Source organism: Sphingomonas flavalba (assembly GCF_004796535.1).
GTDB classification, from domain to species: Bacteria; Pseudomonadota; Alphaproteobacteria; order Sphingomonadales; family Sphingomonadaceae; genus Sphingomonas_L; species Sphingomonas_L flavalba.
In genome coordinates, this window is sequence record NZ_SPHY01000008.1 from 112,598 (window position 1) to 138,133 (window position 25,536).

At 69.1% G+C, this 25,536-nt stretch carries 21 protein-coding genes, 1 tRNA gene and 1 riboswitch; of the genes, 12 read left to right on the forward strand and 10 right to left on the reverse strand.

Annotated features, from left to right (window positions below; translation table 11 throughout):
* Positions 1-32 precede the first annotated feature (32 nt).
* The 4 genes from acs to E4A53_RS09390 all read left to right on the forward strand — a co-directional run bounded on the left by acs (position 33) and on the right by E4A53_RS09390 (position 4,597).
* Positions 33-1,973 carry an acetate--CoA ligase gene (gene acs / locus E4A53_RS09375; protein WP_136162837.1) on the forward strand — a complete coding sequence of 647 codons (1,941 nt, stop codon included), beginning with the start codon at positions 33-35 and terminating at the stop codon, positions 1,971-1,973.
* Between the two features lie 2 nt (positions 1,974-1,975).
* Positions 1,976-3,067: an AI-2E family transporter gene (locus E4A53_RS09380; RefSeq protein WP_136162838.1), complete on the forward strand. Its 1,092-nt coding sequence runs from the start codon at positions 1,976-1,978 to the stop codon at positions 3,065-3,067.
* A 79-nt stretch (positions 3,068-3,146) separates the two neighbouring features.
* Positions 3,147-3,947: a PEPxxWA-CTERM sorting domain-containing protein gene (locus E4A53_RS14900; RefSeq protein ID WP_239018228.1), complete on the forward strand. Its 801-nt coding sequence runs from the start codon at positions 3,147-3,149 to the stop codon at positions 3,945-3,947.
* Positions 3,948-4,045: 98 nt separating this feature from the next.
* Positions 4,046-4,597 (forward strand): hypothetical protein, encoded by a 552-nt coding sequence (locus tag E4A53_RS09390; protein WP_136162890.1) that lies wholly within the window; start codon positions 4,046-4,048, stop codon positions 4,595-4,597.
* 77 nt (positions 4,598-4,674) lie between these two features.
* Here the strand turns inward: E4A53_RS09390 and E4A53_RS09395 are convergent, their stop codons facing one another.
* The 4 genes from E4A53_RS09395 to mnmA form a co-directional block, all read right to left on the reverse strand.
* Complete coding sequence (locus E4A53_RS09395; RefSeq protein WP_136162839.1) at positions 4,675-5,433, reverse strand: NUDIX hydrolase; 759 nt, start codon at positions 5,431-5,433, stop codon at positions 4,675-4,677.
* Positions 5,434-5,477: 44 nt separating this feature from the next.
* The gene (locus E4A53_RS09400) at positions 5,478-7,094 is read right to left on the reverse strand and encodes a phytoene desaturase family protein (RefSeq protein ID WP_420822618.1); all 1,617 of its coding nucleotides are present in this window, start codon (positions 7,092-7,094) and stop codon (positions 5,478-5,480) included.
* A gap of 96 nt (positions 7,095-7,190) precedes the next feature.
* A tRNA-Ala gene (locus tag E4A53_RS09405) sits at positions 7,191-7,266 on the reverse strand.
* Between the two features lie 79 nt (positions 7,267-7,345).
* The gene (mnmA, locus tag E4A53_RS09410; RefSeq protein WP_136162841.1) at positions 7,346-8,452 is read right to left on the reverse strand and encodes a tRNA 2-thiouridine(34) synthase MnmA; all 1,107 of its coding nucleotides are present in this window, start codon (positions 8,450-8,452) and stop codon (positions 7,346-7,348) included.
* A 245-nt stretch (positions 8,453-8,697) separates the two neighbouring features.
* Here mnmA and E4A53_RS09415 point away from each other — a divergent pair, with 245 nt between their 5' ends.
* The 3 genes from E4A53_RS09415 to E4A53_RS09425 all read left to right on the forward strand — a co-directional run bounded on the left by E4A53_RS09415 (position 8,698) and on the right by E4A53_RS09425 (position 9,791).
* Positions 8,698-8,961 carry a hypothetical protein gene (locus E4A53_RS09415; protein WP_136162842.1) on the forward strand — a complete coding sequence of 88 codons (264 nt, stop codon included), beginning with the start codon at positions 8,698-8,700 and terminating at the stop codon, positions 8,959-8,961.
* A gap of 106 nt (positions 8,962-9,067) precedes the next feature.
* Positions 9,068-9,367 carry a CtrA inhibitor SciP gene (gene sciP, locus E4A53_RS09420; RefSeq protein WP_136162891.1) on the forward strand — a complete coding sequence of 100 codons (300 nt, stop codon included), beginning with the start codon at positions 9,068-9,070 and terminating at the stop codon, positions 9,365-9,367.
* A gap of 166 nt (positions 9,368-9,533) precedes the next feature.
* On the forward strand, positions 9,534-9,791 hold the full coding sequence (locus E4A53_RS09425) for a GlsB/YeaQ/YmgE family stress response membrane protein (RefSeq protein WP_136162843.1): 258 nt from the start codon (positions 9,534-9,536) through the stop codon (positions 9,789-9,791).
* Between the two features lie 57 nt (positions 9,792-9,848).
* Here E4A53_RS09425 and E4A53_RS09430 read toward each other — a convergent pair whose 3' ends face one another.
* Positions 9,849-10,559 (reverse strand): SIMPL domain-containing protein, encoded by a 711-nt coding sequence (locus E4A53_RS09430; protein ID WP_136162844.1) that lies wholly within the window; start codon positions 10,557-10,559, stop codon positions 9,849-9,851.
* Between the two features lie 76 nt (positions 10,560-10,635).
* The gene (locus tag E4A53_RS09435; protein ID WP_136162845.1) at positions 10,636-10,890 is read right to left on the reverse strand and encodes a GlsB/YeaQ/YmgE family stress response membrane protein; all 255 of its coding nucleotides are present in this window, start codon (positions 10,888-10,890) and stop codon (positions 10,636-10,638) included.
* Positions 10,891-11,155: 265 nt separating this feature from the next.
* On the opposite strand from E4A53_RS09435, the gene E4A53_RS09440 reads away from it, so the two are divergent.
* From E4A53_RS09440 to E4A53_RS09450, 3 genes are all read left to right on the forward strand, one after another.
* Entirely contained in the window at positions 11,156-12,331 is a 1,176-nt protein-coding gene (locus tag E4A53_RS09440; protein ID WP_136162846.1) for an efflux RND transporter periplasmic adaptor subunit, read from the forward strand.
* A gap of 12 nt (positions 12,332-12,343) precedes the next feature.
* A complete protein-coding gene (locus tag E4A53_RS09445) occupies positions 12,344-15,427 on the forward strand; it encodes an efflux RND transporter permease subunit (RefSeq protein ID WP_136162847.1) in 3,084 nt (1,027 codons plus the stop codon).
* A gap of 79 nt (positions 15,428-15,506) precedes the next feature.
* The gene (locus tag E4A53_RS09450; protein WP_136162848.1) at positions 15,507-16,775 is read left to right on the forward strand and encodes a DUF445 domain-containing protein; all 1,269 of its coding nucleotides are present in this window, start codon (positions 15,507-15,509) and stop codon (positions 16,773-16,775) included.
* A gap of 67 nt (positions 16,776-16,842) precedes the next feature.
* Here the strand turns inward: E4A53_RS09450 and murA are convergent, their stop codons facing one another.
* Together murA and clpS are read right to left on the reverse strand one after the other, a co-directional pair.
* Positions 16,843-18,126, reverse strand: a complete 1,284-nt coding sequence (murA, locus tag E4A53_RS09455; protein WP_136162849.1) for a UDP-N-acetylglucosamine 1-carboxyvinyltransferase — start codon at positions 18,124-18,126, stop codon at positions 16,843-16,845.
* 163 nt (positions 18,127-18,289) lie between these two features.
* The gene (clpS, locus tag E4A53_RS09460; RefSeq protein WP_420822619.1) at positions 18,290-18,646 is read right to left on the reverse strand and encodes an ATP-dependent Clp protease adapter ClpS; all 357 of its coding nucleotides are present in this window, start codon (positions 18,644-18,646) and stop codon (positions 18,290-18,292) included.
* 164 nt (positions 18,647-18,810) lie between these two features.
* Here clpS and uvrA point away from each other — a divergent pair, with 164 nt between their 5' ends.
* Positions 18,811-21,780 (forward strand): excinuclease ABC subunit UvrA, encoded by a 2,970-nt coding sequence (gene uvrA, locus E4A53_RS09465; RefSeq protein ID WP_136162850.1) that lies wholly within the window; start codon positions 18,811-18,813, stop codon positions 21,778-21,780.
* Positions 21,781-22,016: 236 nt separating this feature from the next.
* Positions 22,017-22,412, forward strand: coding sequence for a hypothetical protein (locus tag E4A53_RS09470; RefSeq protein WP_239018229.1), 396 nt, complete (start codon positions 22,017-22,019; stop codon positions 22,410-22,412).
* Positions 22,413-22,549: 137 nt separating this feature from the next.
* On the opposite strand, the gene thiC is transcribed toward E4A53_RS09470, so the two are convergent.
* Both thiC and E4A53_RS09480 read right to left on the reverse strand, forming a co-directional pair.
* On the reverse strand, positions 22,550-24,409 hold the full coding sequence (gene thiC / locus E4A53_RS09475; RefSeq protein ID WP_136162852.1) for a phosphomethylpyrimidine synthase ThiC: 1,860 nt from the start codon (positions 24,407-24,409) through the stop codon (positions 22,550-22,552).
* A 40-nt stretch (positions 24,410-24,449) separates the two neighbouring features.
* Positions 24,450-24,558: riboswitch (TPP riboswitch) on the reverse strand.
* Between the two features lie 35 nt (positions 24,559-24,593).
* The gene (locus E4A53_RS09480) at positions 24,594-25,442 is read right to left on the reverse strand and encodes a MipA/OmpV family protein (protein ID WP_136162893.1); all 849 of its coding nucleotides are present in this window, start codon (positions 25,440-25,442) and stop codon (positions 24,594-24,596) included.
* Positions 25,443-25,536: the final 94 nt, after the last annotated feature.

Here is a 25,536-nt window from a genome sequence, read left to right on the forward strand (position 1 = left end):
CAATATCCGCGGCGATCCGATCGGGGGAAGGCATGACTGAGCAGGAAAGTTACCCAGTTCCGGCCGAGTGGGCGGCGAAGGCGCGGGTCGACGCGGCCGGCTACGCCTCGCTTTACGGGCGCGCGTTGGGCGATCCGGGGCGCTTCTGGCTCGAGCAGGCGAAGCGACTCGACTGGATCAAGCGGCCGGAGATCGCTGGCGACTGGAGCTTCAACGAAGACGATTTCCGCATCGCCTGGTTCCCGGACGGGCGGCTGAACGTCGCCGCCAACTGCGTCGACCGCCATCTGAAGACCCGCGGCGACCAGACCGCGATCATCTGGGAGCCGGACGACCCCGCCGAGGCGCCGCGCCGTTTCACCTACGCCGAGCTGCACGCCGAGATGTGCTGCTTCGCCAACGTGCTGAAGGCCGCCGGCGTCGTTAAGGGCGACCGGGTGACGATCTACATGCCGATGATCCCGGAAGCGGCATTCGCGATGCTCGCCTGCGCGCGGATCGGGGCGATCCATTCGGTAGTGTTCGGCGGCTTCTCGCCGGAGGCGCTGGCCGGCCGCATCCGCGATTGCGACAGCAGCATCGTCATCACCGCCGACGAAGGGCGGCGCGGCGGGCGGCCCGTGCCATTGAAAGCGAATGTCGACGCCGCCGCCGGCCACGCCCCGTCGCTGAAGACGGTGATCGTCGTCAAGGCGACCGGCGCGAAGGTGGCGATGCAGGACGGCCGCGACCATTGGTACGAGGACCTGGCAAGCCGCGTCGGAACCGATTGCCCGGTGGAGCCGATGGGCGCGGAAGACCCGCTGTTCGTGCTCTACACCTCCGGCTCGACCGGCAAGCCGAAGGGGGTTCTGCACACCTCCGGCGGCTATCTGCTATGGTCCGCGCTGACTCACGAACTGACCTTCGACTATCGCGCGCCCAGCATCTACTGGTGCGCCGCCGACATCGGCTGGGTCACCGGCCACAGCTATATCCTTTACGGTCCGCTCGCCAACGGCGCGACGACGCTGATGTACGAAGGCGTCCCCAACTGGCCGACGCCGAGCCGGATCTGGGAAGTGGTCGACCGGCACCAAGTCGAAATCCTCTACACCGCCCCCACCGCGCTGCGCGCGCTGATGCGGGAAGGCGATGGGCCGGTTAAGCGGACCAGCCGCGCCTCGCTGAAGCTGCTCGGCTCGGTCGGCGAGCCGATCAACCCTGAAGCGTGGCGCTGGTACCACCATGTCGTCGGCGAGGATCGCTGCCCGATTATCGACACCTGGTGGCAGACGGAAACCGGCGGCACGCTGATCGCGCCGCTGCCCGGCGCCACCGCCCTGAAACCGGGGTCCGCCACCCTGCCGCTGCCCGGCGTCGACCCGCAGATCGTCGACGCGCACGGCAACCTGCTGACCGGGGAAGCGGAGGGCAACCTCGTCATCGCCCGCTCCTGGCCCGGCCAGATGCGGACGGTGTGGGGCGACCACGACCGGTTCTTCCAGACCTATTTCAGCACCTACAAGGGCAAGTATTTCAGCGGCGACGGCTGCCGCCGCGATGCCGACGGCTATTACTGGATCACCGGCCGGGTCGACGACGTCATCAACGTCTCCGGCCACCGCATGGGCACCGCTGAGGTCGAAAGCGCGCTGGTTCTGCACCCAAAGGTGGCGGAGGCGGCGGTCGTCGGCTTCCCGCACGACATCAAGGGCCAAGGCATCTACGCCTATGTGACCCTGAACGCCAACGAGGAGCCGTCCGACGCGCTGCGCAAGGAGCTGGTCGCCTGGGTCCGCACCGAGATCGGGCCGATCGCCAGCCCCGACGCGATCCAGTTCGCCCCGGCGCTGCCCAAGACGCGCAGCGGCAAGATCATGCGCCGCATCCTGCGCAAGATCGCGGAAGGCGACACGTCGAACCTGGGCGACGTGTCGACGCTTGCCGATCCGGCGGTGGTCGAGCACCTCGTCACCAACCGCGCCGCCTAGCGATGGCGGGCGGCGCGGGCGAAGTCCGGCGCCAGCGCATCGCCCGGCTCGCCCTTGCCGGGGCCCTCCTCCTGCTCGGCCTGTGGGTCGCCCGCGCTTTCCTGCCGGCGCTGCTCTGGGCGCTGGTCATCGCCATCGCGATCGACCCGCTCTATGCGCGAGCGGAGGCGCGCTGGCCGCGCTGGCGCCGCCATGCCCTGCCGGCGCTCGCCACCGTCGCGCTGGCGCTGGCCGTGCTGCTGCCGCTCGCCTTCGGCCTGCTCCGCGCCGCGCATGAGGCGCACGAGCTGGCGACATGGCTGGCCGCCGCCCGCGCCAATGGCATCGCGCCGCCCGACTGGCTGGCCCAGTTGCCGTTCGGCCGCCACGCCGCCGCCGACTGGTGGGCCGCGAACCTCGCCACGCCGGAGGCCGCGCAGCGCCAGTTCGGCCATCTGAGCGATAGCGTGATGATCGAGCGAAGCCGGCTGCTCGGCACCCGCATCCTCCACCACGCGACCATCTTCGCCTTCACGCTCGTCGCGCTATTCTTCATGCTGCGCGACAAGGCGGCGATCGCGGAACAGGCCAGGCTGGCCGGCGACCGCATCTTCGGCCCTTCGGGCGAGCGGGTCGGCCTGCAGATCATCCGCTCGGTCCGCGGCACGATCGACGGACTGGTGCTGGTCGGCATCGGCGAAGGCGTGGTGATGGCGGTCGGGTATGTCGTCGCCGGGGTGCCGCACCCGATCCTGCTCGGCGCGCTGACCGCGGTCGCCGCGATGATCCCGTTCGGCGCCGCGCTGCTGATCGGGGCGGCGGCGGTGCTGCTGCTGATGCAGGGGGCGATGGGCGCAGCGATCGCGATCATGCTGCTCGGCCTGGTCGTCGTCGCCATCGCCGACCACGCCGTCCGCCCACTCCTGATCGGCGGCGCGACGCGGCTGCCCTTTCTCTGGGTGCTGATCGGCATATTGGGCGGGGTCGAGGCGTTCGGCCTGATCGGCCTGTTCATCGGCCCGGCGGTGATGGCGGCGCTGATCATGCTGTGGCGCGAACTGGTCGGCGCCGCCCAGCCGCAACCGTCCCCCGCCGGAACAGGCGATCAGCCGTAACCGGGCTGTAACCGACGCGTCACGCCGCTTACTTTCGCGGCGGATAGCCGACCCTTCCAGTCAACGAGGGGTTAAGCATATGATGAAGCCACTGCTCGCCGCGGGCGCCGCCCTGCTGGCACTCGCGCCCGCCCATGCCGGGACGCTGATCCTCGCCGGCGATGCGACGATCGCCTTCCGCATCAACACCGGTGTTACCACCGGTGCGGCCAGCCTGGCCGGCAACGTCACCTTCGCCAAGACCATCCTGGGCGCCGGCAAGACCGTAGCCGTGCTCGGCGACAGCGAGAACTACAATGGCCCGGGGCAGTTGACCGCCGCCTATAACAGCTTCGCCGGCGTCACCGCGACCAGCTTCTACGGTGCGGTCACCGACGCCCGGCTGGAGAATGTCGACCTGCTGTTCGCCTTCTTCCCATCCCGCGCGTTCAGCATGGCGGAGACCGAAGCGCTCACCGCCTTCCTCGATCGCGGCGGCACGCTGTTCCTTGCCGGCGAATCCGCGCACGATCCGTTCGGCAACCCGCTTGGCTTGGCCTCGAACACTCGCATCAACGATCTGCTCGCCGGGCTGGGATCGACGATGCGGCTCGACCAGGTCTCGCTTGACATCAGCGACCAGTTCGCCGTCGGCAACGAGGTCGTCGCCCATCCGCTGACTGCCGGCGTCGCCAGCTTCGGCTACGGCCTGACCACCACCGTCAACGGCGGTGCCGCCTTGTTCCTGACCAACGACCTCAAGCCGTTCGTCGCGGTCGAGACGATCGGCACCGCCGCAGTGCCCGAACCGGCAACCTGGGCGATGCTGATCGCTGGGTTCGGCCTGGTCGGCGGCGCCGTCCGCGCGCGGCGGCGACGCCTGGAGTCCTTTGCCGCCTGATCGGGCAAGGCAAAGCTGTCGCGCCGACAACATCAGGTTAAGGCGTGGGAAACCGTTTGCGGCCCATCATCGTTGCACCAACATCGGGAGGCAGGATGATGGGCAGGCAAACGCAGCACGCAACCGGGGCGATGGCTCTCGCGGAGATGCGCGAATTCGCCGGGTTCAGCGCTGGCGCACAGCGCTATATCCGCCGCTCGCTCGACATCGGCCTGAAGCGGGCCGACGCGGCGAAGCTGTGGTCGCGCGACCCGATCGAATCAGCCAGCATTGGCGCGCAGGCTCGGCTCTATGTCCGGCTCGACGAACTGCGCGGGCTGGTCCCCGACGACAGCGGCATCGCGGCGATCGAGCCGTTCATCGCGCCGCTGATCTCGCTGTCCGCTTTCGACCTGGGGCAGGGGCGGCTCGACAGCTTCGCCGCCTACCGCTTCCTCTACGAACGGCTGGTCGGCGCCGGTGCGCGGCCGTGGCTGCCCGGCGCCTTCTGCGCGGCGGCGGCGTTGCCCCACCTCCACCCGGACCGGCGGCGCGCGCTGCTCCAGTCGATCAGCGAGGCGGCGGCGACCGCCCCTGGCTGGTCCAGCCGCTCGCCCGGCTTCTTTCCCGCCTGGGTCGACAAGGTCGAGGCGGACGCGCTGCCCAACTGAGCGCACCGGGGCATTTTATTTTCCGCATTTTCCGAGCCGTCGGGTGATTCCGCCAGGCTTGAAAATGCCCTGGCCGCCTACATCCGCATCGCCGTCGCCACCGGCTCGCGCGCGACCGGGTAGCCGCGTCCTTCGGGGATGCGCAGATAGCGTTCGCCGTCGACCTCCTCGATCCACGGCGTGATCGTGCTGATCGGGTGGCGGCCGGCATCGGCGACGGCGTCGGCGAAGCTGGCGAACTGGGCCAGCCGCTCCAGGTTGCGGCGGGTGGGGAAGATCACCTTGTCCTCGCCCCGGTCGCAGGCGGCGAGCACGGCGGTGGCGCTGCCCCAGAACAGCCGGACATTTTCCGTCGCGTCGACCCGCGCCGCCGGGCCGCCGGCCGGCGCCCGCGCCAGATAGAAGCGGGTGTCGAAGATCCGCGCATGCGGCAGCTTCGGGCACCAGCGCGCGAACGGCACCAGCGTGTCGGTCTTCAGCCGCAACCCGGCGGCGGCGAGCAATGGGCCGAACGGCTGCCCGGCATGCAGCCCGGCGCGCAACGCGGCGAGGGCGGCGGTGTCCGGCGCCGGGTCCAGCCCGATGGCGAGGCCGCTTTCCTCGATCGTCTCGCGGATTGCGGCGACGCGGGCGGCCGCGTCCTCCGCCGCCAGCCCCCCGCCGATGGCGGCGGCGAGCGCATGGTCGCCAGGATCGACCCGGCCGCCGGGAAAGACCAGCGCCCCGGCGGCGAACGCCATCTCGCCGGACCGCTGGACGACCAGCAGCTCCGGCGGCGCGGCGATGCGGTCGCGCAGCAGGATCAGGGTCGCGGCGGGAATGGGGGAACTATCCATTGCGCCGATATGCGCCTTGCGCGGTGGCGATCCAAGGGCGGCGGCTATTCCCGCGGCCAGCGGCGGAACAGGCGGCCGGCGAGCCCCCGGTCGCCAAGGATGGCGTGGGCGGCGTTGTGGCCGGGGGCGCCGGTGACGCCGCCGCCGGGGTGGGTGCCGGCGCCGCACATGTAGAGCCCGGCGATCGGTCCGCGATAGGCGCCATAGCCCAGGATCGGCCGCGCCGCCCACAACTGGTCCAGACTCATATGGCCGTGGAAGATATCGCCGCCGATCAGCCCGAACTTGCGCTCCAGGTCGAGCGGCGAATGGATCTGGCGGGCAATGACCGACACCTTGAAATTCGGCGCATGCTCGGTGACCGTCGCGATGACATGGTCGGCCGCCGCCTCGCGCGCGTCGTCCCAACTCCGCCCGTCGGGCAGTTCCGGCGCGAATTGCTGGCAGAACAGGCTGGCGACATGGGCGCCGGGCGGCGCCAGGCTGTCGTCGACGGTCGACGGGATCGTCATCTCGACGATCGGCCGGCGCGACCAGCCGGCGCGCTTCGCATCGTCGAACGCCGCATCCATATAGTCGAGGGTCGGGGCGATGATGATCCCGGCGCGGTGGTGTTCGGCGCATTCGCGGCCGGGCAGCACGGTGAAGTCGGGCAGTTCGGACAGCGCGACGTTCATCCGGAAGGTGCCGGAGCCGGTACGGTAGCCGGCGATGCGGCGGCGGAATTCCGGCGTCAGATCCGCCGGGTCGACGAGTCGGCGGTAGAGCAACGCCGGGCCAACATTGGCGGCGACGATCGGCGCGGCGACCTCGACACCGCCGGCCAGCGCGACGCCGGCGACCTTGCCGCCGTCGACCAGCAACCTTTCCACCTGGGTTTCCAGGCTGATCTCAACCCCCTGGCCCCGGCAGGCTGCGGCCATCGCCTGGGTGATCGCGCCCATGCCGCCGATCGTGTGGCCCCAGGCGCCCTTGTGGCCGTTGACCTCTCCAAACACGTGATGGAGCAGGACATAGGCCGAGCCGGGGGTCGAGGCGCCGGCGAAATTGCCGACCACCGCGTCGAAGCCGAAGGCGGCCTTGACCGCGTCGCTTTCGAACCAGCCGTCGAGGAAATCGCGCGCGCTCTGCACGAACAGGGCGAGCAGGTCGCGCTGGGCGGCGAGCGGCAGGGTGGCGAGCCGCCTACCCTGCGCCGCGGCGGCGACCAGCGCTCGGAGCCCGCCGCCGGCGTTGGGCGGCACGGTCAGCGCCATCGCGCGCAGCAGTTCGGCGATCCGTTCCAGCGCGTCGGAATAGGCGGGGAAAGCGGCGGCGTCGCGGGCGGAGAAGCGAGTGAATTCCGCCTGGGTGCGGGCCATGCCGCCGCCCAGCTTCAGATAACCGTCGCCGCGCGGGAAGAAATTGGCGATCGGCCGCTCGACGACGCGAAAGCCGTGGTCGGCCAGCTTCATGTCGGCGATCACCTTCGGCCGCAGCAGGCTGACCGTGTAGCTGGCGGTCGAGTTGCGGAAGCCGGGGTGGAATTCCTCGGTCACCGCCGCGCCGCCGACTACCGCGCGCCTTTCCAGCACCCGGACCTTCAGGCCGGCGCGGGCGAGGTAGAAGGCGCAGACCAGCCCGTTATGGCCGCCGCCGACGATCAGCGCGTCATAGCGCATGGGCAAGGCCCCCTTGCCGCCATTTCTACAGCAAAGCGGGCGGGCGGCAATCGGCCCCGGCGGAACGGATGGCGGTGGGGAGTGCTGTGCCTGGCTTGGTGGAGCCGAAGGGAATCGAACCCTTGACCTCGTCATTGCGAACGACGCGCTCTCCCAACTGAGCTACGGCCCCTCGCCAGTGCGCGGGGCGGCGCCCGCGAGGCGCCCCTGTAGCGGCAGGCCCGGCGCGATGCAACAACCTGTTTTGCCGGTCAGGCCGCTTCGCGCAACGCGGATTCGGTTTCGGCGATCCAGCCGCCGCCGAGCACCCGATCGCCGGCGTAGAGCACCGCCGCCTGCCCCGGCGCGACGCCATATTCCGGCGCGGCGAAACGCAGCCGGTCGCCGTCGAGCCGCGCCGCCACCGGCTTCGCCATCGACCGCACCTTGGCAAACAGCGGCCCGGCGTGGTCGCCGCCGATCCAGCTCAGGTCGGTCAGCCGCGCCGAGTCGACCGCCAACGCCCGGCGCGGGCCGACGACGACGCGGCGGGTCGCGGCGTCGAGGCGGATCACGTAGAGCGGTTCGGCCTGCCCGCCGATCTCGATGCCGCGCCGCTGGCCGACGGTGTAATGGATCAGCCCGCGATGGCGGCCGAGCACCCGGCCGGCGAGGTCGACGATCTCGCCCGCCGTCTCCGCCTCCGGCCGGACCTTGCGGACGACGCCGGCATAATCGCCGTCGGGGACGAAGCAGATGTCCTGGCTGTCCGGCTTGGCGGCGACGCCGAGGCCAAGCTCGGCGGCGAGCGCGCGCACCGCCGGCTTCGGCATGCCGCCGAGCGGGAAGCGCAGGAAATCGAGCTGCTCCGCCGTTGTCGCGAACAGGAAATAGCTCTGGTCGCGGGCCGGATCGGCGGCGCGGTGCAGTTCGGGCCCGGCCGGGCCGACGACGCGGCGGACATAATGGCCGGTCGCCAGGCAATCGGCGCCAAGCTCGCGCGCCAGGCCGAGCAGGTCGGTGAACTTCACCCCCATGTTGCACTGGACGCAGGGAATGGGGGTGCGGCCGGCGAGATATTCGTCGGCGAACGCCTCGATCACCGATTCCCGGAACCGGCTTTCATGGTCGAACACGTAATGGGCGATGCCGAGCCGGTCGCAGACCTGGCGCGCGTCGCGGATGTCCTGCCCGGCGCAGCAGGCGCCCTTGCGCCCGGTCGCCGCGCCATGGTCGTAAAGCTGCAGCGTCACGCCGATCGCCTCCGCCCCGGAACGCGCGGCGAGCGCCGCGACCACCGACGAATCGACGCCGCCGGACATCGCGACGACGATGCGGCGGGCGGCAAGCGGCTGGGGTAGCTGGAAATCGGCGGACATACCAAACGGGCCTGACGTGTTTCTGGTGGCGTGGCAGCCTCATAGCGCCGTTCGGCGGCGCGCGGAACCGTGTTGCCGGACCGCGCTGGCCTTAATCCTTTCGCCACATTTTTGCGGCGAGCGGACGGAAGGCGGCGACGACCTGCCGCCGAGTCACCGAAAAGGCACAGCCGGCTTTACGCCCTCTTCAGCCTTCGTCCCTAGAACAAGGGGCCGGGGCGACGGTTGAAGGACAGCGACACGGCATGGATCTGGGTTTCGCACGACTGGATCGACAAGGCGCGGTGCCACGGCCCGCGCGCGATCTGCCGGTGCTGCTCGCCGGCCTCGCCAGCCGTCAGATGACCAGTCCGACCGCCCTGGCCCAGGCCGCGCTGGCCGCGCCGGTGCGCGTTTCGGATCCGACGCTGGACGGCATGGTCGCCCTGTTCGGGCGTGGTGTTCAACGGGTTTCAGGCAGCTTCAACCCCGCGGTCGCGACGCTGCTAACCCGAACTACACCAACATGACCGGGGTTTTTACCTTGCCGTTTCAGCGTTCCTAAAACGGCGGAGGCATATGAGCGTCGGCGCAGTGAAGATCGGGGTGCGTACTGCCCCGCGTACAGAGGTAAGAATGATCGAGAACCAGAAAATCCGTCCCGCCCAGGTTATCGGCCCGCTCGGCGAGCCGCTGACGTTGGAGACGCTGCCGCCGGCCGACACCACCCGCTGGGTGGTGCGACGCAAGGCGGAAGTCGTCGCGGCGGTGAACGGCGGCCTGCTCTCGGTCGACGAGGTGTGCGACCGCTACAACCTGACGGTCGAGGAATTCGCCGGCTGGCAGCGCGCGGTCGACCGGTCCGGCATGCCGGGCCTGCGCGTCACCCGCATCCAGCACTACAAGTCGCTGTACGAGCGCCAGCAGAAATACTGAGCCGGCCCGGCAACCGGCGGCAGGAACCCGCGCCTGCCCCGGGCCCCGGCGGCGCCCCATGGGACGCCGCCGAAACAATCTGGCCTTTTAGCCGGAACAAGATCATCCTCTCACGCGTCTTTGCGGACACCATCCTGGCGGATGGGGCAAAAGCAGGAGGGATGCTATGGGTATCATCATCTGGTTGGTTGTCGGTGGCGTCATCGGGTGGTTGGCCAGCCTGGTCATGCGGACCGACGCCCAGCAGGGCGTTCTGCTCAACATCGTCGTCGGCATCATCGGCGCGTTCATCGGCGGGCTGATCTTTTCGGGGGGTTCGATCAACAACGCCCCGCTGACCGTCTATTCTTTCCTGGTATCCCTGGTCGGCGCGATCATCCTGCTGGCCATCGTCAACCTGATCCGGCGCGGCAGCGTCCGCTGACGCTGACCGTTGCGGCCGGCGCCCTCGCCAGGGCGCCGGCCGCAGCCTTGTTCACCGTCATTGCAGCTCGAAGCGGACGCTGAGCGTGATGCCGACCTGCTGCTCGCCGGCGACGAGCTTGCTCTGCGGCGCGGCGGCCATATCGAAGTTGCGCGCCATCATCACCGGCCGGGGCTGGGCGACACCGCCGCTTTCGCTGATCGAGACGATGCGCTTGACCTGCAGCCCCGCCGCCTTGGCATAAAGCTCGGCTCGGGCGCGGGCGATCTTCACCGCCGCCAGCCGCGCCTCGTCCAGCGCCTCTTCCGGCTTGTCCAGCGTCAGTTCCGGCCCCGAGATTTCGTTCGCGCCCTCCTTGACCAGCGCGTCGAGGATCGGGCCGGCCCGGTCGATTTCGCGAAAGCGGATCCTGACCTGGTTCGACGCCTGGTAGCCGGTCAGCACCGGTGGCGTGTTCTGTTCGTAGCGATATTGCGGGCTGAGCGCGATCCGCGCCGTCTGCATGTCGCGGTCGGCGATGCCGGCGCGTTTCAGCGCCGCGACGACCCGGTCGACCCGCGCCGCATTGTCGCGCATCGCCGTCGCCGCATCGGCGGCGGTGGTGGTGACGCCGGCGGTGATCAACGCGACATCGGGCACCCGCGTCGTCTCCCCCGTCGCCTCGATGTCGAGCAGCGTGCCGGTGACGGGCGTGACCGGCACCGCCGTCTGCGCGGCCAGCGGGGCGGCAGCGGCGGCCAGCGCCAGCGGAACGAGAGCGGTCTTCATGCGAATAATCCTCCACACGCAACGGGATGGCGATGCTTTCAGCACGCCCGGCCTGCATCGCCGATGAACGGCCGGCTCAGCGGGTGCGCGACCACATGACCAGGCGGTAGAGGATCAGCAGCAGCGCCGCGCCGAGCGCCGCCGCCACGTGGATCGTCCCCCCGCCCGCACCGATCGCGGCGGCGCGGCAGACGAAACCGCCAAGCAGCGCGCCGGCGATGCCGAGCAGGATGGTGACGACGAAGCCGCCGGGGTCGCGCCCGGGCATGGCCAGCTTGCCGACGACCCCGATGACGAGGCCGATCGCGATCCAGACCGGCACATGTTCCATGCCGCCTCCCTTGTCTGACTGTATCGCCGCTGCAACGACACGGGAAAAACGTCTGCCCATATGGCAAGGAAATCAAGCGTCATGCGGCGGATCGACACCATTCCCGCTTGGGTACGGCGCCGGTTTCGGTTATAAACGCCGCCCGCGTCCGGCGGCGGCGCATCCCCGACCAGAAACAACAGCCTTTCAAAACGTGCCTTGAGCCGGGTGACTTATTGATATAATACAGTCCCGCGCCAGTCGTTCAAGGCGGAAAGTGAGAGACATGAATTACGAGGGTGGCTTTTCCCACGACGCCGACGTGATCGCGCAGGATTCGCCGCCCCGGCGCTGGACCCGCAGGCGGATCGCCATCGTAGCGGCCATCGCCGTCGTGCTCATCGCCGCGCTGGCCTTCTACCTGCGCGGCAAGAGCGCGACGCCGGCGGCAAGCGGCGGCGCGCAGCAGCAGCAGCCGACGGTCACCGTGTTCGTCCCCGGCCGCCAGTCGGTCGACCATGAGATCAGCGCGACCGGCTCGCTCGCCGCGCAGGTCGACATGCCGGTCGCCGTCGTCGGCGAAGGCGGCATGGTGACGCGGGTGCTGGTCCAGCCCGGCCAATGGGTCGGCGCCGGCGCGGTGCTGGCGACGATCGAACGTTCGGTGCAGACCCAGCAGATCGCCCAGCAGCAGGCGGCGCTGAACGTCGCGCGCGCCGACGCCCGCATCGCCCAGGCCAACCTCGATCGCGCGGTGCAGCTGGTCGATCGCGGCTTCATCTCCAAGGCGCAGGTCGAACAGTTGCAGGCGACCCGCGACGCCGCCAACGCCCGCGTCGGCCTGGCCCAGGCGCAGTTGGGCGAGATGCGGGCGCGCACCGGGCGGCTCGACATCCGCGCCCCCGCCGCCGGGCTGGTCCTGACCCGCACGGTCGAGCCGGGCCAGGTGGTCGGCGCCGGCACCGGCACGCTGTTCCGCATGGCCAGGGGCGGCGAGCTGGAACTGCGCGCGCAGTTGAGCGAGGACGACATGACCCGGCTGAAGGTCGGCGCCTCCGCCACCGTCATCCCGGTCGGTTCCGACAAGAGCTTCGCCGGCCGCATCTGGCAGCTGTCGCCGGTGATCAACCCCGATACGCGCCAGGGCATCGCCCGCATCGCCCTGCCCTACGACCCGGCACTGCGCCCCGGCGGCTTTGCCCAGGCGTCGATCCTCGCCGGCACCGATTCGGTGCCGCTGGTCCCCGATTCGGCGGTGCAGAGCGACGACAAGGGCAGCTTCGTCTACATCGTCGGCAAGGACAATGTCGCGACGCGCCGCGCGATCACCGTCGGCCAGGTGACCGACCGCGGCGTGTCGGTCACCAGCGGGCTGGACGGCAGCGAGCAAGTCGTCATGTCGGCCGGCGGCTTTCTCAGCCCGGGGCAGAAGGTGCGCCCGGTCCCCCGCAAGGCCGGCTGAGGACGTCCCGGCATGAACTTCCGCAACATCTCCGCCTGGTCGATCCGCAACCCGGTTCCGCCGCTGGTCATCTTCATCGCGCTGACCCTGGCGGGGATCGTCGCGTTCATGCGGATGGACGTGCAGAACGATCCGGACATCGACTTCCCCGGCGCGATGGTCATCATCACCCAGCCGGGCGCCGCGCCGACCGAGCTGGAAACCCAGGTCACCCAGCGGGTCGAGGCGGCGGTGCGGACGATCGAGGGGATCGACGAGATCAACTCGACCGTCACCGAAGGCCAGTCGCAGACCTTTATCCAGTTCGCGATCGGCACCCCGATCGACCGCGCCGTCACCGACGTGCGCGACAAGCTGTCGCAGATCCGCAGCAACCTGCCCGACGGCATCCTGGAACCGCAGGTCATCCGCCTGTCCACATCCGGCAACACGCTGGCCTATTACGCCGCCGAAGCCGACGACATGACGCTGGAGGAGCTGAGCTGGTACGTCGACAACACCGTCGCAAAGGCGCTGCTGGCGGTGCCGGGGATGGGCGACGTCTACCGCCGCGGCGGCGTCGACCGCGAAATCCGCATCATCCTCGACCCCGCCCGGATGCAGTCCTACGGCCTGACCGCGACGGCGGTGAACAGCCAGCTGCGCCAGGTCAACCTGAACGCCGCCGGCGGCAGGGCCGAGATCGCCGGGTCCGAACAGTCGGTCCGCATCCTCGGCAACGCCCGCAACGCCTATACCCTCGGCCAGACCCAGATCGCGATCGGCAACGGCCGCACCGTCAAGCTGTCCGACATCGCCGACGTGCGCGACCTCTACGCCGAACAGCGCTCGATCTCGCGCACCGGCGGCAAGCAGGTGCTGAGCTTCGGCTTCGAACGCGCCAAGGGCACGTCCGACGTCACCGTCTACGACGGCGCGGTCGACGTGCTGAAAAAGCTGAACAAGCAGAACCCGAAGGTCACCTTCACCGAGCTGTTCACCAACGTCGACTACACCAAGGAACAATATCATTCGGCGATGAACGCCATGGTCGAAGGCGCCGTGCTCGCGGTCATCGTCGTCTTCCTGTTCCTGCGCGACTGGCGGGCGACGATCATCTCGGCGCTGGCGATCCCGCTGTCGGCGATCCCGACCTTCTGGTTCATGGATCTGATGGGCTTCACGCTGAACAGCCTGACCCTGCTCGGCCTAAGCCTCGTCGCCGGCGTGCTGGTCGACGACGCGATCGTCGAGATCGAGAATATCGTGCGCCATATGCGGATGGGCAAATCCGCCTATCAGGCGGCGATCGACGCCGCCGACGAAATCGGCCTCGCCGTGCTCGCCACCACTTCCACCATCGTCGCGGTGTTCCTGCCGGTCGGGATGATGCCCGGCGTGTCCGGCCAGTTCTTCAAGAATTTCGGCCTGACCGTGGTGGCCGCGGTGCTGATGAGCCTTGCGGTCGCGCGGATGATAACGCCGATGCTGGCCGCCTATTTCCTCCACGCCCACGGCCAGCAGAAACACGGCGAAGGCCGGCTGATGGACCTGTACATGGCGGTCCTGCGCTGGACGCTGCGCCACCGCTGGTGGACGGTCGGCGCCGGGGGCTTCGCCTTCGCGATGACGATCCTGGTGTTCAGCCAGCTACCGATGACCTTCCAGCCGTCGATCAATTCCGACACCAGCCGGATTGCGATCAAGATGGTGCCGGGCACCACGCTGGAGCAGACGACGGCGATGGCCGACCGCGTCGCGGCGATGATGGAAAAGCGCACCGACGTGGTCGCGGGCACGTTCGAACGCATCGACGTCGGCAGCGCCACCGTCTATCTGCGCCTGCGCAAGGACCGGCCGATGTCGAGCGTCGAGTTCGAACGCTCGGTCGCGCCTGAGCTGGCGCGCATCCCCGACGCGCGGGTCAATTTCCAGTCGCAGTTCGGCGGCGGCGGCGGCAGCAACCGCGACATCTCGATCACGCTGGGCGGCGACGACCCGGAAAAGCTGAACGAGACCGCGCGCCGCATCCTCGACGAGATGAGCCACCTGCGCGAAATCGTCGCGCCGCGCATCGAGGGCAATCTGCAGCGCCCCGAAATCGTGCTGACCCCGCGCCTCGACCTCGCCGCGCAGCTCGGCGTCACCACCCAGGCGCTGAGCCAGGCGATCCGCATCGCGACGCTCGGCGAGATCGACCAGAACAGCGCCAAATTCTCGCTGTCCGATCGCCAGATCCCGATCCGCGTCGCGCTGAACGAGGATTCGCGCCAGCGGCTGGCGACGATCCGCAACCTGCCGGTGCAGACGCTGACCGGCGGATCGGTGCCGCTGTCGGTCGTCGCCGATATCGGCTTCGGCGCCGGGCCGACCCAGATCGACCGCAACAACCAGGTCCGCCGCCTGACCATCGGCGCCGATCTGGCGCCGGGGCTGGTCAGCGGCCAGGCGATGGAGAAGATCAACAAGCTGCCGTCGCTGCAGAACCTGCCGATGGGGGTCAGCCGCCTGATCCTGGGCGATTCGAAGTGGCAGCAGGAAATGCTGGTCAATTTCGCGATCGCCGTCGTCGCCGGCGTGCTGCTGGTGTTCGGCGTACTGGTCCTGCTCTACCGCAGCATGATGGCGCCGCTGGTCAACATGGGCTCGCTGCTGCTCGCCCCGCTCGGCGGCGGGCTGGCGCTGCTGTTGACCGGCAACCCCCTGTCGCTGCCGGTGTTCATCGGCGTGCTGATGCTGCTCGGCATCGTCGGCAAGAACTCGATCCTGCTCGTCGACTTCGCGCTGGAGGAGATTCACAAGGGGGTGCCCAAATACGAGGCGATCGTCGACGCCGGCCACAAGCGCGCCCAGCCGATCGTGATGACCACGGTGGCGATGGTCGCCGGCATGGTGCCGACGGCGATCGCGCTGACCGGCGACGGCGCCTGGCGCGCGCCGATGGGCATCACCGTGATCGGCGGCCTGATCCTGTCGACGCTGCTGACCCTGCTGATCGTCCCCGCCGCGTTCAGCCTGGCGGTCGGCTTCGAACGGTGGATCGGGCCGAAGCTGTCGAAGCACCTGACCAACGGCGGCGCAGCCGCCCCGCCGCCGGCGGCGCAGCCGGCCGAATGACCCCGCCGTCCGCCCGCCCTTTCCGGGCCGGGCGGACGAAAGGGGTTGAACCATTCCACCCCCGGTTCATTCTGAACGCATGAGCTTCTTTGCCCGTACCCGGCTCGACCGCCTGCACACGCCGCAAAGCTATGCCGGCATGCGGGTGACCGCGACCGGCCTGCTGCTGGCGATGGCGGCGGTCTACCTCGCCGCCCGCCATTTCGAGCCGATCCACCCGGCCGCCGGATTCGTCCGCGCGTTCGCCGAGGCGGCGATGGTCGGCGGGCTGGCCGACTGGTTCGCGGTCACCGCGCTGTTCCGCCACCCGCTGCGCCTGCCGATCCCGCACACCGCGATCATCCCGCGCAACAAGGACCGGATCGGCGATACGCTGGCGCTGTTCCTGCGCGACAATTTCCTGACCCCGTCGGTGGTCGCGCGGCGGATGCGGGGCGTCGACGTCGCCGGCGCCGCCGGCCGTTTCCTGACCGCGCCGACGGTGGGCGGCGAGGGGCGGCTGCGCGACGGCGCCTCGCGCCTGGTCGCCGACATACTGGGCGCGCTCGACCAGGAACGGCTGGGCGGCATGGTCAAGGGCGCGATCGTCCAGCGCATCGCCGCGATCGATTTCGCGCCGATCCTCGGCCAGGCGCTGAGCGCCGCGATCAAGGAGGACCGCCACGTCCCCCTGCTCGACGGCGCGATTCGCTGGGCCGGCCGCGCGCTCGAGGCGAACGAACATCTGATCCGCGCGATGATCCACGAACGTGCCGGCGCGGTGATGCGCTGGACCGGGCTGGACGAGACGCTGGCCAACAAGATCATCGACGGCCTGCTGCGCCTGCTCGACGAGATGAGCATCGACCCGGCACACCCGTTGCGCGTCCGCGCCGAGGACGGGCTGAACGCGCTGGCCGACGACCTGCAGAGCGAGGAAAGGCTGCGCCGCCGCGTCGCCGATCTGCGCGACGCATTGCTCGACAACCCGGCGATGCGTCACTGGATCGACGGGCTGTGGGAACAGGCGCGCGCCGCGCTGCTCGGCGCGGTCAACGACCCCGGCTCGGCAATGAGCGGGCGACTGGGAGAGATGGCGAAGCAATTGGGCGAGGCGTTGCAGCAGGACGAACGGCTGCGCCTGACGATCAACCGCTTCGTCCGCCGCGCCGCCGTCGGCGGGGCCGCGCGCTACGGCGACGGCATCGTCACGCTGGTGTCGGACACCATTCGCGGCTGGGACGCGCGCACCGTCACCGACCGGCTGGAAGCCGCCGTCGGCCGCGACCTGCAATATATCCGGGTCAACGGCACGCTGGTCGGCGGCCTCGTCGGCCTGACCATCCACACGCTGAACCACGTCGGCTAGGCCGGACCGTCATTGCGAGGAGCGCAGCGACGCGGCAATCCAGGGCGCCCGTCGATCGCCGCGGGGCTCAGTCGCCGCCGTCGCGCTCGATCGCGGCGCCGACCGCCTGCAGCTTTTCCTCCAGCCGCTCGTAACCGCGGTCGAGATGGTAGACGCGGGCGACATGGGTCTCGCCCTCGGCCGCAAGCCCGGCGATGATCAGGCTCATCGACGCGCGCAGGTCGGTCGCCATCACTTGGGCGCCGTGCAGCCGCTCGACCCCGGCGACGACGGCAGTACGGCCGGACACGCGGATATCGGCGCCCATACGCGCCAGTTCCGGCACGTGCATGTAGCGGTTCTCGAAGATCGTCTCGGTCAGCACGCTCGACCCCTCAGCCAGCGCGAGCAGCGCCATGAACTGCGCCTGCATGTCGGTGGCGAAACCGGGGTAGGGCGCGGTCGACAGGGTCAGCGGGCGGATCGGCCCGTCGGCGGCGACGCGCAGCCCGTCGGCCAGTTCCTCGACATGGATGCCGGCCTCGACCAGCGCGGCGATCGTCGCGCGCATCTCGTCGGCGCAGGCGCCGATCAGGTCGAGCGCGCCGCCGGTGATCGCCGCCGCGCAGGCATAGCTGCCCGCCTCGATCCGGTCGGCCATCACCTTGTAGGTGGCGCCGTACAGCTCCTTCACCCCGTCGATGACCAGCCGGCTGTCGCCGATGCCGTCGATCTTCGCGCCCATCGCCACCAGGCAGCGGCACAGGTCGACGATTTCCGGCTCGCGCGCGGCATTGTCGAGGACGGAGCGCCCGCTCGCCAGCACCGCCGCCATGACGGCATTTTCGGTGGCGCCGACCGAGACGACCGGGAAGGTGAAGTCGCCGCCGGGCAGCCGCCCGCCCGGCGCCACCGCCTTCACATAGCCGGCGGCCAGCTCGATCTCCGCGCCCAGCGCCTCCAGCGCCTTCAGGTGCAGGTCGATCGGCCGATTGCCGATGGCGCAGCCGCCGGGCAGCGACACCGTCGCCTCGCCCGCCCGCGCGACCAGTGGGCCGAGCACCAGGATCGACGCGCGCATCTTGCGGACGATGTCGTAGGGCGCGACCGTCGAAGTGACCCGGTTGGCGCGCAGCGTCATCACCCGGCCGAAATCCTCCGGGCTGGCGCCCTCGATCGTCGTCGACACGCCCATCTGGTTGAGCAGGTGGCCGAACGCGTCGACATCGGCCAGCCGCGGCAGGTTGCGCAGGGTCAGCGGCTCGTCGGTCAGCAGCGCGCAAGGGAGCAGGGTCAGCGCCGCGTTCTTGGCGCCCGAAATCGGCAGCCGGCCCTCAAGCCGCCTGCCGCCGGTGATGATGATGCGATCCATGAATGCGATCTAGAGCATCCGGTGGAAATGTGGGAACCGGTTTTTCGTGGGGGGTGGTGCGTCCCTCGACTGCGCTCGGGATGGACGGGTTGGGACCAGGGCTTCGGCGCTTCCGTCATCGCGAGCCGCGAAGCGGCGCGGCGATCCCAGCCATTCTAACCGCCTACGCCTTCTCCAGCGTGCATTGCAGCGGGTGCTGGTTCTGGCGGGCGAAGTCGATGACCTGGTTGACCTTCGCTTCCGCCACTTCGTAGCTGAACACGCCGCAGACGCCGACGCCCTTCTGGTGGACGTGGAGCATCACCCGCGTCGCCGCCTCCATATCCATGCGGAAAAAGCGCTGGAGGACGAGGACGACGAACTCCATCGGCGTATAGTCGTCGTTCAGCATCAGCACCTTGTAAGGTGCCGGCTTCTTGGTCCGCGTGCGCGTGCGGGTGGCGACGCCGAGGCCGGTGCCCTCGTCGTCCCCCTCGCCGGTCTTGCGGGTTGCCATGGTCGTGCCGCGCGGTTCGTGCATGGGCCGAGAATATGGCATCGCCCGCCCCGAGGGCAAGGGCGGGAATGGCTTAACCCTTTCCGTACCGGATCGGCGCCGGCGCTTGTCATCCACCGGCCGACCGCCCATTTCAGGCCCCGAAAGCGCCCTTGCCTCGCGCGAACAAATCTGGAACAAAGCCGGCCATGCTCACCCATATCTCCGTGCGCGGCGCGCGCGAGCACAACCTGAAGGGCGTCGACGTCGACCTGCCCCGCGACTCGCTGATCGTCATCACCGGCCTGTCGGGCAGCGGCAAGTCCAGCCTGGCGTTCGACACCATCTATGCCGAGGGGCAGCGCCGCTATGTCGAGTCGCTATCGGCCTATGCCCGCCAGTTCCTCGAGATGATGCAGAAGCCGGACGTCGATTATATCGAGGGCCTGTCGCCAGCGATCTCGATCGAGCAGAAGACGACCAGCCGCAACCCGCGCTCGACCGTCGCCACCGTCACCGAGATCTACGACTATATGCGCCTGCTGTGGGCGCGCGTCGGCATCCCCTATTCCCCGGCGACCGGAGAGCCGATCGCCGCGCAGACGGTGACCCAGATGGTCGACCGGGTGATGGCCCTGCCGGAAGGCAGCCGCCTCTACCTGCTCGCGCCGGTCGTGCGCGGCCGCAAGGGCGAATACCGCAAGGAACTGGCCGAATGGCAGAAGGCCGGCTTCACCCGCGTCCGCATCGACGGCCAGTTCTACGACATCGAGGAGGCGCCCGCCCTCGACAAGAAATACAAGCACGACATCGAGATCGTCGTCGACCGCATCGTCGTGCGCGGCGACATCGCCACCCGGCTGGCCGATTCGTTCGAAACCGCGCTGAAGCTGGCCGACGGCCTCGCCTATGTCGACCCGGCCGACGCCGGCGGCGGCACGGCGGAGGAGGCGGAGCAGGACGGGCAGAAAGGCGGCATGAAGCTCGACTATGCGCCGCCCGGCCGCATCGTCTTTTCGGAGAAATTCGCCTGTCCCGTCTCCGGCTTCACCATCGCCGAGATCGAGCCGCGCCTGTTCAGCTTCAACGCGCCGCAGGGCGCCTGCCCCGCCTGCGACGGGCTGGGCGAGAAGCTGATCTTCGACGAGGATCTCGTCGTCCCCAACCACGCGCTGTCGATCAAGAAGGGGGCGATCGTCCCCTGGGCCAAGTCCAACCCGCCAAGCCCCTATTACATGCAGGTGCTGGCCAGCCTGGCCGCCGAGTTCGGCTTCGCGCTCGACACGCCGTGGCAGGCGCTGCCGGCCGAGATCCACGACACGATCCTCTACGGCACCAAGGGCAAACCGGTCACCCTGCGCTTTCAGGACGGGCGCAAATCCTATGAGGTGAAGAAGCCGTTCGAGGGGGTGATCGGCAACCTCAACCGCCGCCTGCTCCAGACCGAGAGCGCGTGGATGCAGGAGGAGCTGGGCAAATACCAGTCCTCCGCGCCGTGCGAGGTCTGCCACGGCGCCCGGCTGAAGCCGGAGGCGCTGGCGGTCAAGCTGGCGATGACCGACATCAGCGCGGCGACCCGGCTGTCGGTGGTCGACGCGCTCGCCTGGTTCACCGCCCTGCCGGACAAGCTTTCCGACCAGCAGCGCCGGATCGCCGAACGCATATTGAAGGAGATCGTCGAGCGGCTCGGCTTCCTCAACAATGTCGGGCTCGATTACCTGAACCTGGACCGGACCAGCGGCACCCTGTCCGGCGGGGAAAGCCAGCGCATCCGCCTCGCCAGCCAGATCGGCAGCGGCCTTTCCGGCGTGCTCTACGTGCTCGACGAACCGTCGATCGGCCTGCATCAGCGTGACAACGACATGCTGCTCGTCACGCTGCGCCGGCTGCGCGACCTGGGCAACACCGTCATCGTCGTCGAGCATGACGAGGATGCGATCCGCCAGGCCGATTACATCGTCGACATGGGGCCGGGCGCCGGCGCCCATGGCGGCCGGGTGGTGGCGAGCGGCACGCTGCCGGAATTGCTTGCCCACCAAGGCAGCGTCACCGCCGACTATCTCGCCGGGCGGCGGGCGATCGCGGTGCCGGCGAAGCGGCGCAAGGGCAGCGGCAAGACGCTGACCGTGCGCGGCGCCACCGCCAACAACCTGAAATCGGTGACCGCCAGCATCCCGCTCGGCACCTTCACCTGCGTCACCGGCGTGTCCGGCTCCGGCAAGTCGAGCCTGACGATCGACACGCTCTACGCCACCGCCGCGCGCCAACTGAACGGCGCCCGGCTGCTCGCCGGCCAGCATGCCGGGATCGACGGGCTGCAGCACCTCGACAAGGTCATCGACATCGACCAGTCGCCGATCGGCCGCACCCCGCGCAGCAACCCGGCGACCTACACCGGTGCCTTCACCACCATCCGCGACTGGTTCGCCGGCCTGCCGGAAAGCGAGGCGCGCGGCTACAAGCCCGGCCGGTTCAGCTTCAACGTCAAGGGCGGCCGCTGCGAGGCGTGCAAGGGCGACGGGGTGCTGAAGATCGAGATGCACTTCCTGCCCGACGTCTACGTCACCTGCGACGTGTGCAAGGGCGCCCGCTACAACCGCGAGACGCTGGAGGTGAAGTTCAAGGGCCACAGCATCGCCGACGTGCTCGACATGACGGTCGAGGACGCGGCGGAATTCTTCAAGGCGGTGCCGCCGATCCGCGACAAGATGGCGACGCTGGTCGAAGTCGGCCTGGGCTATATCAAGGTCGGCCAGCAGGCGACGACGCTGTCCGGCGGCGAGGCGCAGCGCGTCAAGCTGGCCAAGGAGCTGAGCCGCCGGGCGACCGGCAACACCCTCTACATCCTCGACGAGCCGACCACCGGCCTGCATTTCGAGGATGTCCGCAAATTGCTGGAAGTGCTGCATGCGCTGGTCGACCACGGCAACAGCGTCGTCGTCATCGAGCATAATCTCGACGTGATCAAGACCGCCGACTGGATCGTCGACCTCGGGCCGGAAGGCGGCGTCAAGGGCGGCGAGGTGATCGTCAGCGGCACGCCGGAAGCGGTGGCCAGGGAACCGCGCAGCTTCACCGGCCGCTACCTGGCCCCCATGCTTGCCAGCGCCGCGCCGGCGGTGAAAGCGGACGCGGCACCGGCACGCAGCAAACCCCGACGCAAGGCCGCCGCGCGCTAGGCTCCGTCCCCACCCCCGCACCGGGGCTGCGGTGATCCGTTCCCCCGCCGTCGTTCCAGCCGAACCAACTGGCGCCGTCGCCCGCTGCCGTACCCTGCACAGATGTTGCCCAATTACCCTGACAATCGGCCTTTGGTCGGATATGGCCGGGGCACCCCCCATGCTAGGCTTGCCCTGTCTGTGGGGAGACAGCGAATGGGCGGTATATGATCGCGGGCCGGCCCTGGCACCTGTGGATGATCGGCCTTCTGGGCGTTGCCTGGAACGGTTTCGGCGCCTTCGACTATATCATGACCGAAACCCGCAACGCCGCCTATATGGCCGCCTTTCCACCCGAACAGCTCGCCTATTTCTACGGCTTCCCGCTGTGGGCGACGGCGGGCTGGGCGCTCGGCGTCTGGGGCGGGGTGGCGGGCGCGCTGCTGCTGTTGCTGCGCAGCCACTGGGCGGTGCTCGCCTTCGCCATATCGCTGTTCGGCCTGGCGATCGCGACGCTCTACCAGATGGCCGCGCCGGTCCCCGCCAGCCTGCGCACCGCCGAAGCCCTTGCGATGACCGGCGCGATCTGGCTCATCGCCCTGCTGCTGCTCTGGTACGCCCTCGGCATGCGCGGGCGCGGGGTGCTGCGGTAGGGGAAGCGGGGGAGCGGCCGCTCCCCCGCCTGAAATCTCCGTCATCGCGAGGCGCCCTTCCGGGCGCCGCCGCGATCCGGCGCAGCGTGCGGATTGCCGCGCCGCTATGCGGCTCGCAATGACGGCCGGCGCTCTCCTCAGTCGTGCTCGCGCCCGCCGGCGCCCATATACAGTTCCGATCCAGTTTCCCGGAACTTCTCGCTCATCTGCTTCATGCCCGCCTCCGCTTCCTCGGCGGCGAGGAAGGCGGTGCTGTCCTGGTTCTGCTTCGCGGCGAACTCCCGGACCTCCTGGGTGATCTTCATCGAGCAGAATTTGGGGCCGCACATCGAGCAGAAATGCGCGGTCTTGGCGCCTTCGGCGGGCAGCGTCTGGTCGTGGTACTGCTCCGCCGTGTCGGGATCGAGCGACAGGTTGAACTGGTCGCGCCAGCGGAATTCGAAACGGGCGCGGCTGAGCGCGTCGTCGCGCAGCTTGGCCGCCGGGTGGCCCTTGGCCAGATCGGCGGCATGGGCGGCCAGCTTGTAGGTGACGACGCCGACCTTCACGTCGTCGCGGTCGGGCAGGCCGAGATGCTCCTTCGGCGTCACGTAGCAGAGCATCGCGGTGCCGAACCAGCCGATCATCGCCGCGCCGATCGCCGAGGTGATGTGGTCGTAGCCCGGCGCAATATCGGTGGTCAGCGGCCCGAGCGTGTAGAACGGCGCCTCACCGCACGCCTCAAGCTGCTTGTCCATATTGGCCTTGATCTTGTGCATCGGCACATGGCCCGGCCCCTCGATCATCACCTGGACGTCATGACGCCAGGCGATCTGGGTCAGTTCGCCCAGCGTCGCCAGTTCGGCGAACTGGGCCTCGTCATTGGCATCGGCGATCGAGCCGGGGCGCAGGCCGTCGCCCAGGCTGAAGGCGATGTCATAGGCCTTCATGATCTCGCAAATGTCCTCGAATCGGGTGTAGAGGAAGCTCTCCTTGTGGTGGGCGAGGCACCATTTCGCCATGATCGAGCCGCCGCGGCTGACAATGCCGGTCACCCGCTTCGCGGTCATCGGCACGAACGGCAGGCGCACGCCGGCGTGGATGGTGAAATAGTCGACGCCCTGTTCCGCCTGCTCGATCAGCGTGTCGCGGAAGATGTCCCAGGTCAGGTCCTCGGCAATGCCGCCGACCTTTTCCAGCGCCTGGTAGATCGGCACGGTGCCGATCGGCACCGGCGAGTTGCGGACGATCCATTCGCGGGTGTCGTGGATGTTGCGGCCGGTCGACAGGTCCATCACCGTGTCGGCGCCCCAGCGGATCGACCAGACCAGCTTGTCGACTTCGCTCGCCACGTCCGACGCGACGGCGCTGTTGCCGATATTGGCGTTGATCTTGACCAGGAAGTTGCGGCCGATCGCCATCGGCTCGGTTTCCGGGTGGTTGACGTTGGCGGGGATGATCGCGCGGCCGCGCGCCACCTCGTCCCGCACGAATTCCGGCGTCACATAGTCGGGGATGGCGGCGCCGAAATCCTGGCCGTCGCGAATATGGTTCGCGATCCGCTCGCGCCCCAGATTCTCGCGGATCGCGACATATTCCATTTCCGGGGTGATGATGCCCCGCCGTGCATAATGCATCTGGGTGACATTGCCGCCCGGTTTGGCGCGCAGCGGCTTGCGCCCCGTCGCCGGGAATTGCGGCACCCCGCCGGAGCGGTCCGGGCCGAGCTGGCCGTTGTCTTCCGGCCGGATTTCGCGCCCGGCATAGCGCTCGACGTCGCCGCGTCCTTCGATCCAGGCCCGCCGCCGCTCCGGCAGGCCGGCCATGATGTCGATCGCCGCGTCCGGGTCGGTATAGGGGCCGCTGGTGTCGTAGACGTTCAGCGGCGGCTCGCCGGAGGTGGGCTCCAGCGCGATCTCGCGCATCGCCACGCCCAGTGGGCCAACATGCACCTTGCGGCTGCCACGAATGGCGCCGGTCGTCACCTTCAGCTCGGTACGCGCGGGAATGTCGGCCATCTTCACTCTCCATCAGGCCGGAGAGCGGGCGCGGTTTTCCGGTGAAAAGCCGCTCCCTCCCTCCGCCGGTATCAACCGGATCAGGTTCAGCGGGTCGCGGCCGTCACAGCCGCCTCTCAGCCGCTCGCGCGGCCCCCCGGGGATGAGAAGGGACCCTAGGCCATCGCGCCGTATAAGGGAAGCGTCAGAAGGTGTAGCCGACGCCGAGCGCGCCAACCCACTGGTCGGCGTCGCCGGCGACGGAGACCAGCGGCGATCGCTTGAAATCGCCGAGCAACCGCGCATAGCCGCCGACCGCGAACAGGTTCCAGCCGCGCCTGAGGTCGCCGGACAACGACTGGCCAAACAAGACCTTGAAATTGATATCCTTTATGCCCCCGTCAAGGGTGTAGGCCGGCAGGCCGCTCGCCGCCGCCCCCGCGGGGGTCACGCCGAAATAATAGCGGGCGTAATCGCCGCCGACGATGTTCGCCGCCGCCGCCAGCCCAACATAGGTCGTGCGGCTGAGCGGCGTGCCGTAGCTGAGCGTTGGCGAGACGACGAAGCTGCCATGCGCCCCGGCGACGTCATGCTGCCATGACACCGACAGCGACAGCGTGTCGTAGGCGCTGGTGACGACGCCGGTCTTGCCGATGCCGGCATAGCCGCCCAGCTCGACTGCGACGGATCGCTTGCCGAGCGCCGACACCCGCGCATCGCCCAGCTTGCGCGTGGTGCGGTTCAGGTTGAGCCCGGCGACCGGCCCGAACTGGATGTCCAGCGCATCGGCCGGCTCACGGACCAGGTCGACATAGAGCGTGGTTCCAACGGTCGAGAAAGCGAAGCCGGACAGTTTGCCGCGGATCACCCCGCCCGGCACGAAGCGGGTCGAATCGGCGCCATCGTAGCGCGGCACCAGCGCGCCGCCGATGCCGATCGTCACCGTGTCGCGATCCGGATCGAGCCCGTCCTCCGCCTGCGCAATCGCCGGCGCCCCGCCGCTCAGCAGCCACAGCACCAACCCGGTTGCGGCTCCGCCGCGCGCGCCCGTCATCCTCACGCATGATCCCTTTTATGTTTCGTGTGGTGCCAACGTCCTGAAACTGCGGAAGTTGCGCCGCGTGACGCGCCGCCCGCCCAAACCCGTC

Bases quoted from the DNA above. Each gene is read 5' to 3' on its own strand.
- E4A53_RS09415 (WP_136162842.1), top strand. From the start codon at position 8,698: ATGGATCTGGGTTTCGCACGACTGGATCGACAAGGCGCGGTGCCACGG.
- E4A53_RS09445 (WP_136162847.1), top strand. From the start codon at position 12,344: ATGAACTTCCGCAACATCTCCGCCTGGTCGATCCGCAACCCGGTTCCG.
- E4A53_RS09440 (WP_136162846.1), top strand. From the start codon at position 11,156: ATGAATTACGAGGGTGGCTTTTCCCACGACGCCGACGTGATCGCGCAG.
- sciP (WP_136162891.1), top strand. From the start codon at position 9,068: ATGATCGAGAACCAGAAAATCCGTCCCGCCCAGGTTATCGGCCCGCTC.
- uvrA (WP_136162850.1), top strand. From the start codon at position 18,811: ATGCTCACCCATATCTCCGTGCGCGGCGCGCGCGAGCACAACCTGAAG.
- E4A53_RS09395 (WP_136162839.1), bottom strand. From the start codon at position 5,433: ATGGATAGTTCCCCCATTCCCGCCGCGACCCTGATCCTGCTGCGCGAC.
- E4A53_RS09390 (WP_136162890.1), top strand. From the start codon at position 4,046: ATGGGCAGGCAAACGCAGCACGCAACCGGGGCGATGGCTCTCGCGGAG.
- E4A53_RS09435 (WP_136162845.1), bottom strand. From the start codon at position 10,890: ATGGAACATGTGCCGGTCTGGATCGCGATCGGCCTCGTCATCGGGGTC.
- E4A53_RS14900 (WP_239018228.1), top strand. From the start codon at position 3,147: ATGATGAAGCCACTGCTCGCCGCGGGCGCCGCCCTGCTGGCACTCGCG.
- E4A53_RS09450 (WP_136162848.1), top strand. From the start codon at position 15,507: ATGAGCTTCTTTGCCCGTACCCGGCTCGACCGCCTGCACACGCCGCAA.
- E4A53_RS09425 (WP_136162843.1), top strand. From the start codon at position 9,534: ATGGGTATCATCATCTGGTTGGTTGTCGGTGGCGTCATCGGGTGGTTG.
- E4A53_RS09380 (WP_136162838.1), top strand. From the start codon at position 1,976: ATGGCGGGCGGCGCGGGCGAAGTCCGGCGCCAGCGCATCGCCCGGCTC.
- E4A53_RS09430 (WP_136162844.1), bottom strand. From the start codon at position 10,559: ATGAAGACCGCTCTCGTTCCGCTGGCGCTGGCCGCCGCTGCCGCCCCG.
- E4A53_RS09400 (WP_420822618.1), bottom strand. From the start codon at position 7,094: ATGCGCTATGACGCGCTGATCGTCGGCGGCGGCCATAACGGGCTGGTC.
- acs (WP_136162837.1), top strand. From the start codon at position 33: ATGACTGAGCAGGAAAGTTACCCAGTTCCGGCCGAGTGGGCGGCGAAG.
- E4A53_RS09470 (WP_239018229.1), top strand. From the start codon at position 22,017: ATGATCGGCCTTCTGGGCGTTGCCTGGAACGGTTTCGGCGCCTTCGAC.
- murA (WP_136162849.1), bottom strand. From the start codon at position 18,126: ATGGATCGCATCATCATCACCGGCGGCAGGCGGCTTGAGGGCCGGCTG.
- thiC (WP_136162852.1), bottom strand. From the start codon at position 24,409: ATGGCCGACATTCCCGCGCGTACCGAGCTGAAGGTGACGACCGGCGCC.
- mnmA (WP_136162841.1), bottom strand. From the start codon at position 8,452: ATGTCCGCCGATTTCCAGCTACCCCAGCCGCTTGCCGCCCGCCGCATC.
- clpS (WP_420822619.1), bottom strand. From the start codon at position 18,646: ATGCACGAACCGCGCGGCACGACCATGGCAACCCGCAAGACCGGCGAG.
- E4A53_RS09480 (WP_136162893.1), bottom strand. From the start codon at position 25,442: ATGACGGGCGCGCGCGGCGGAGCCGCAACCGGGTTGGTGCTGTGGCTG.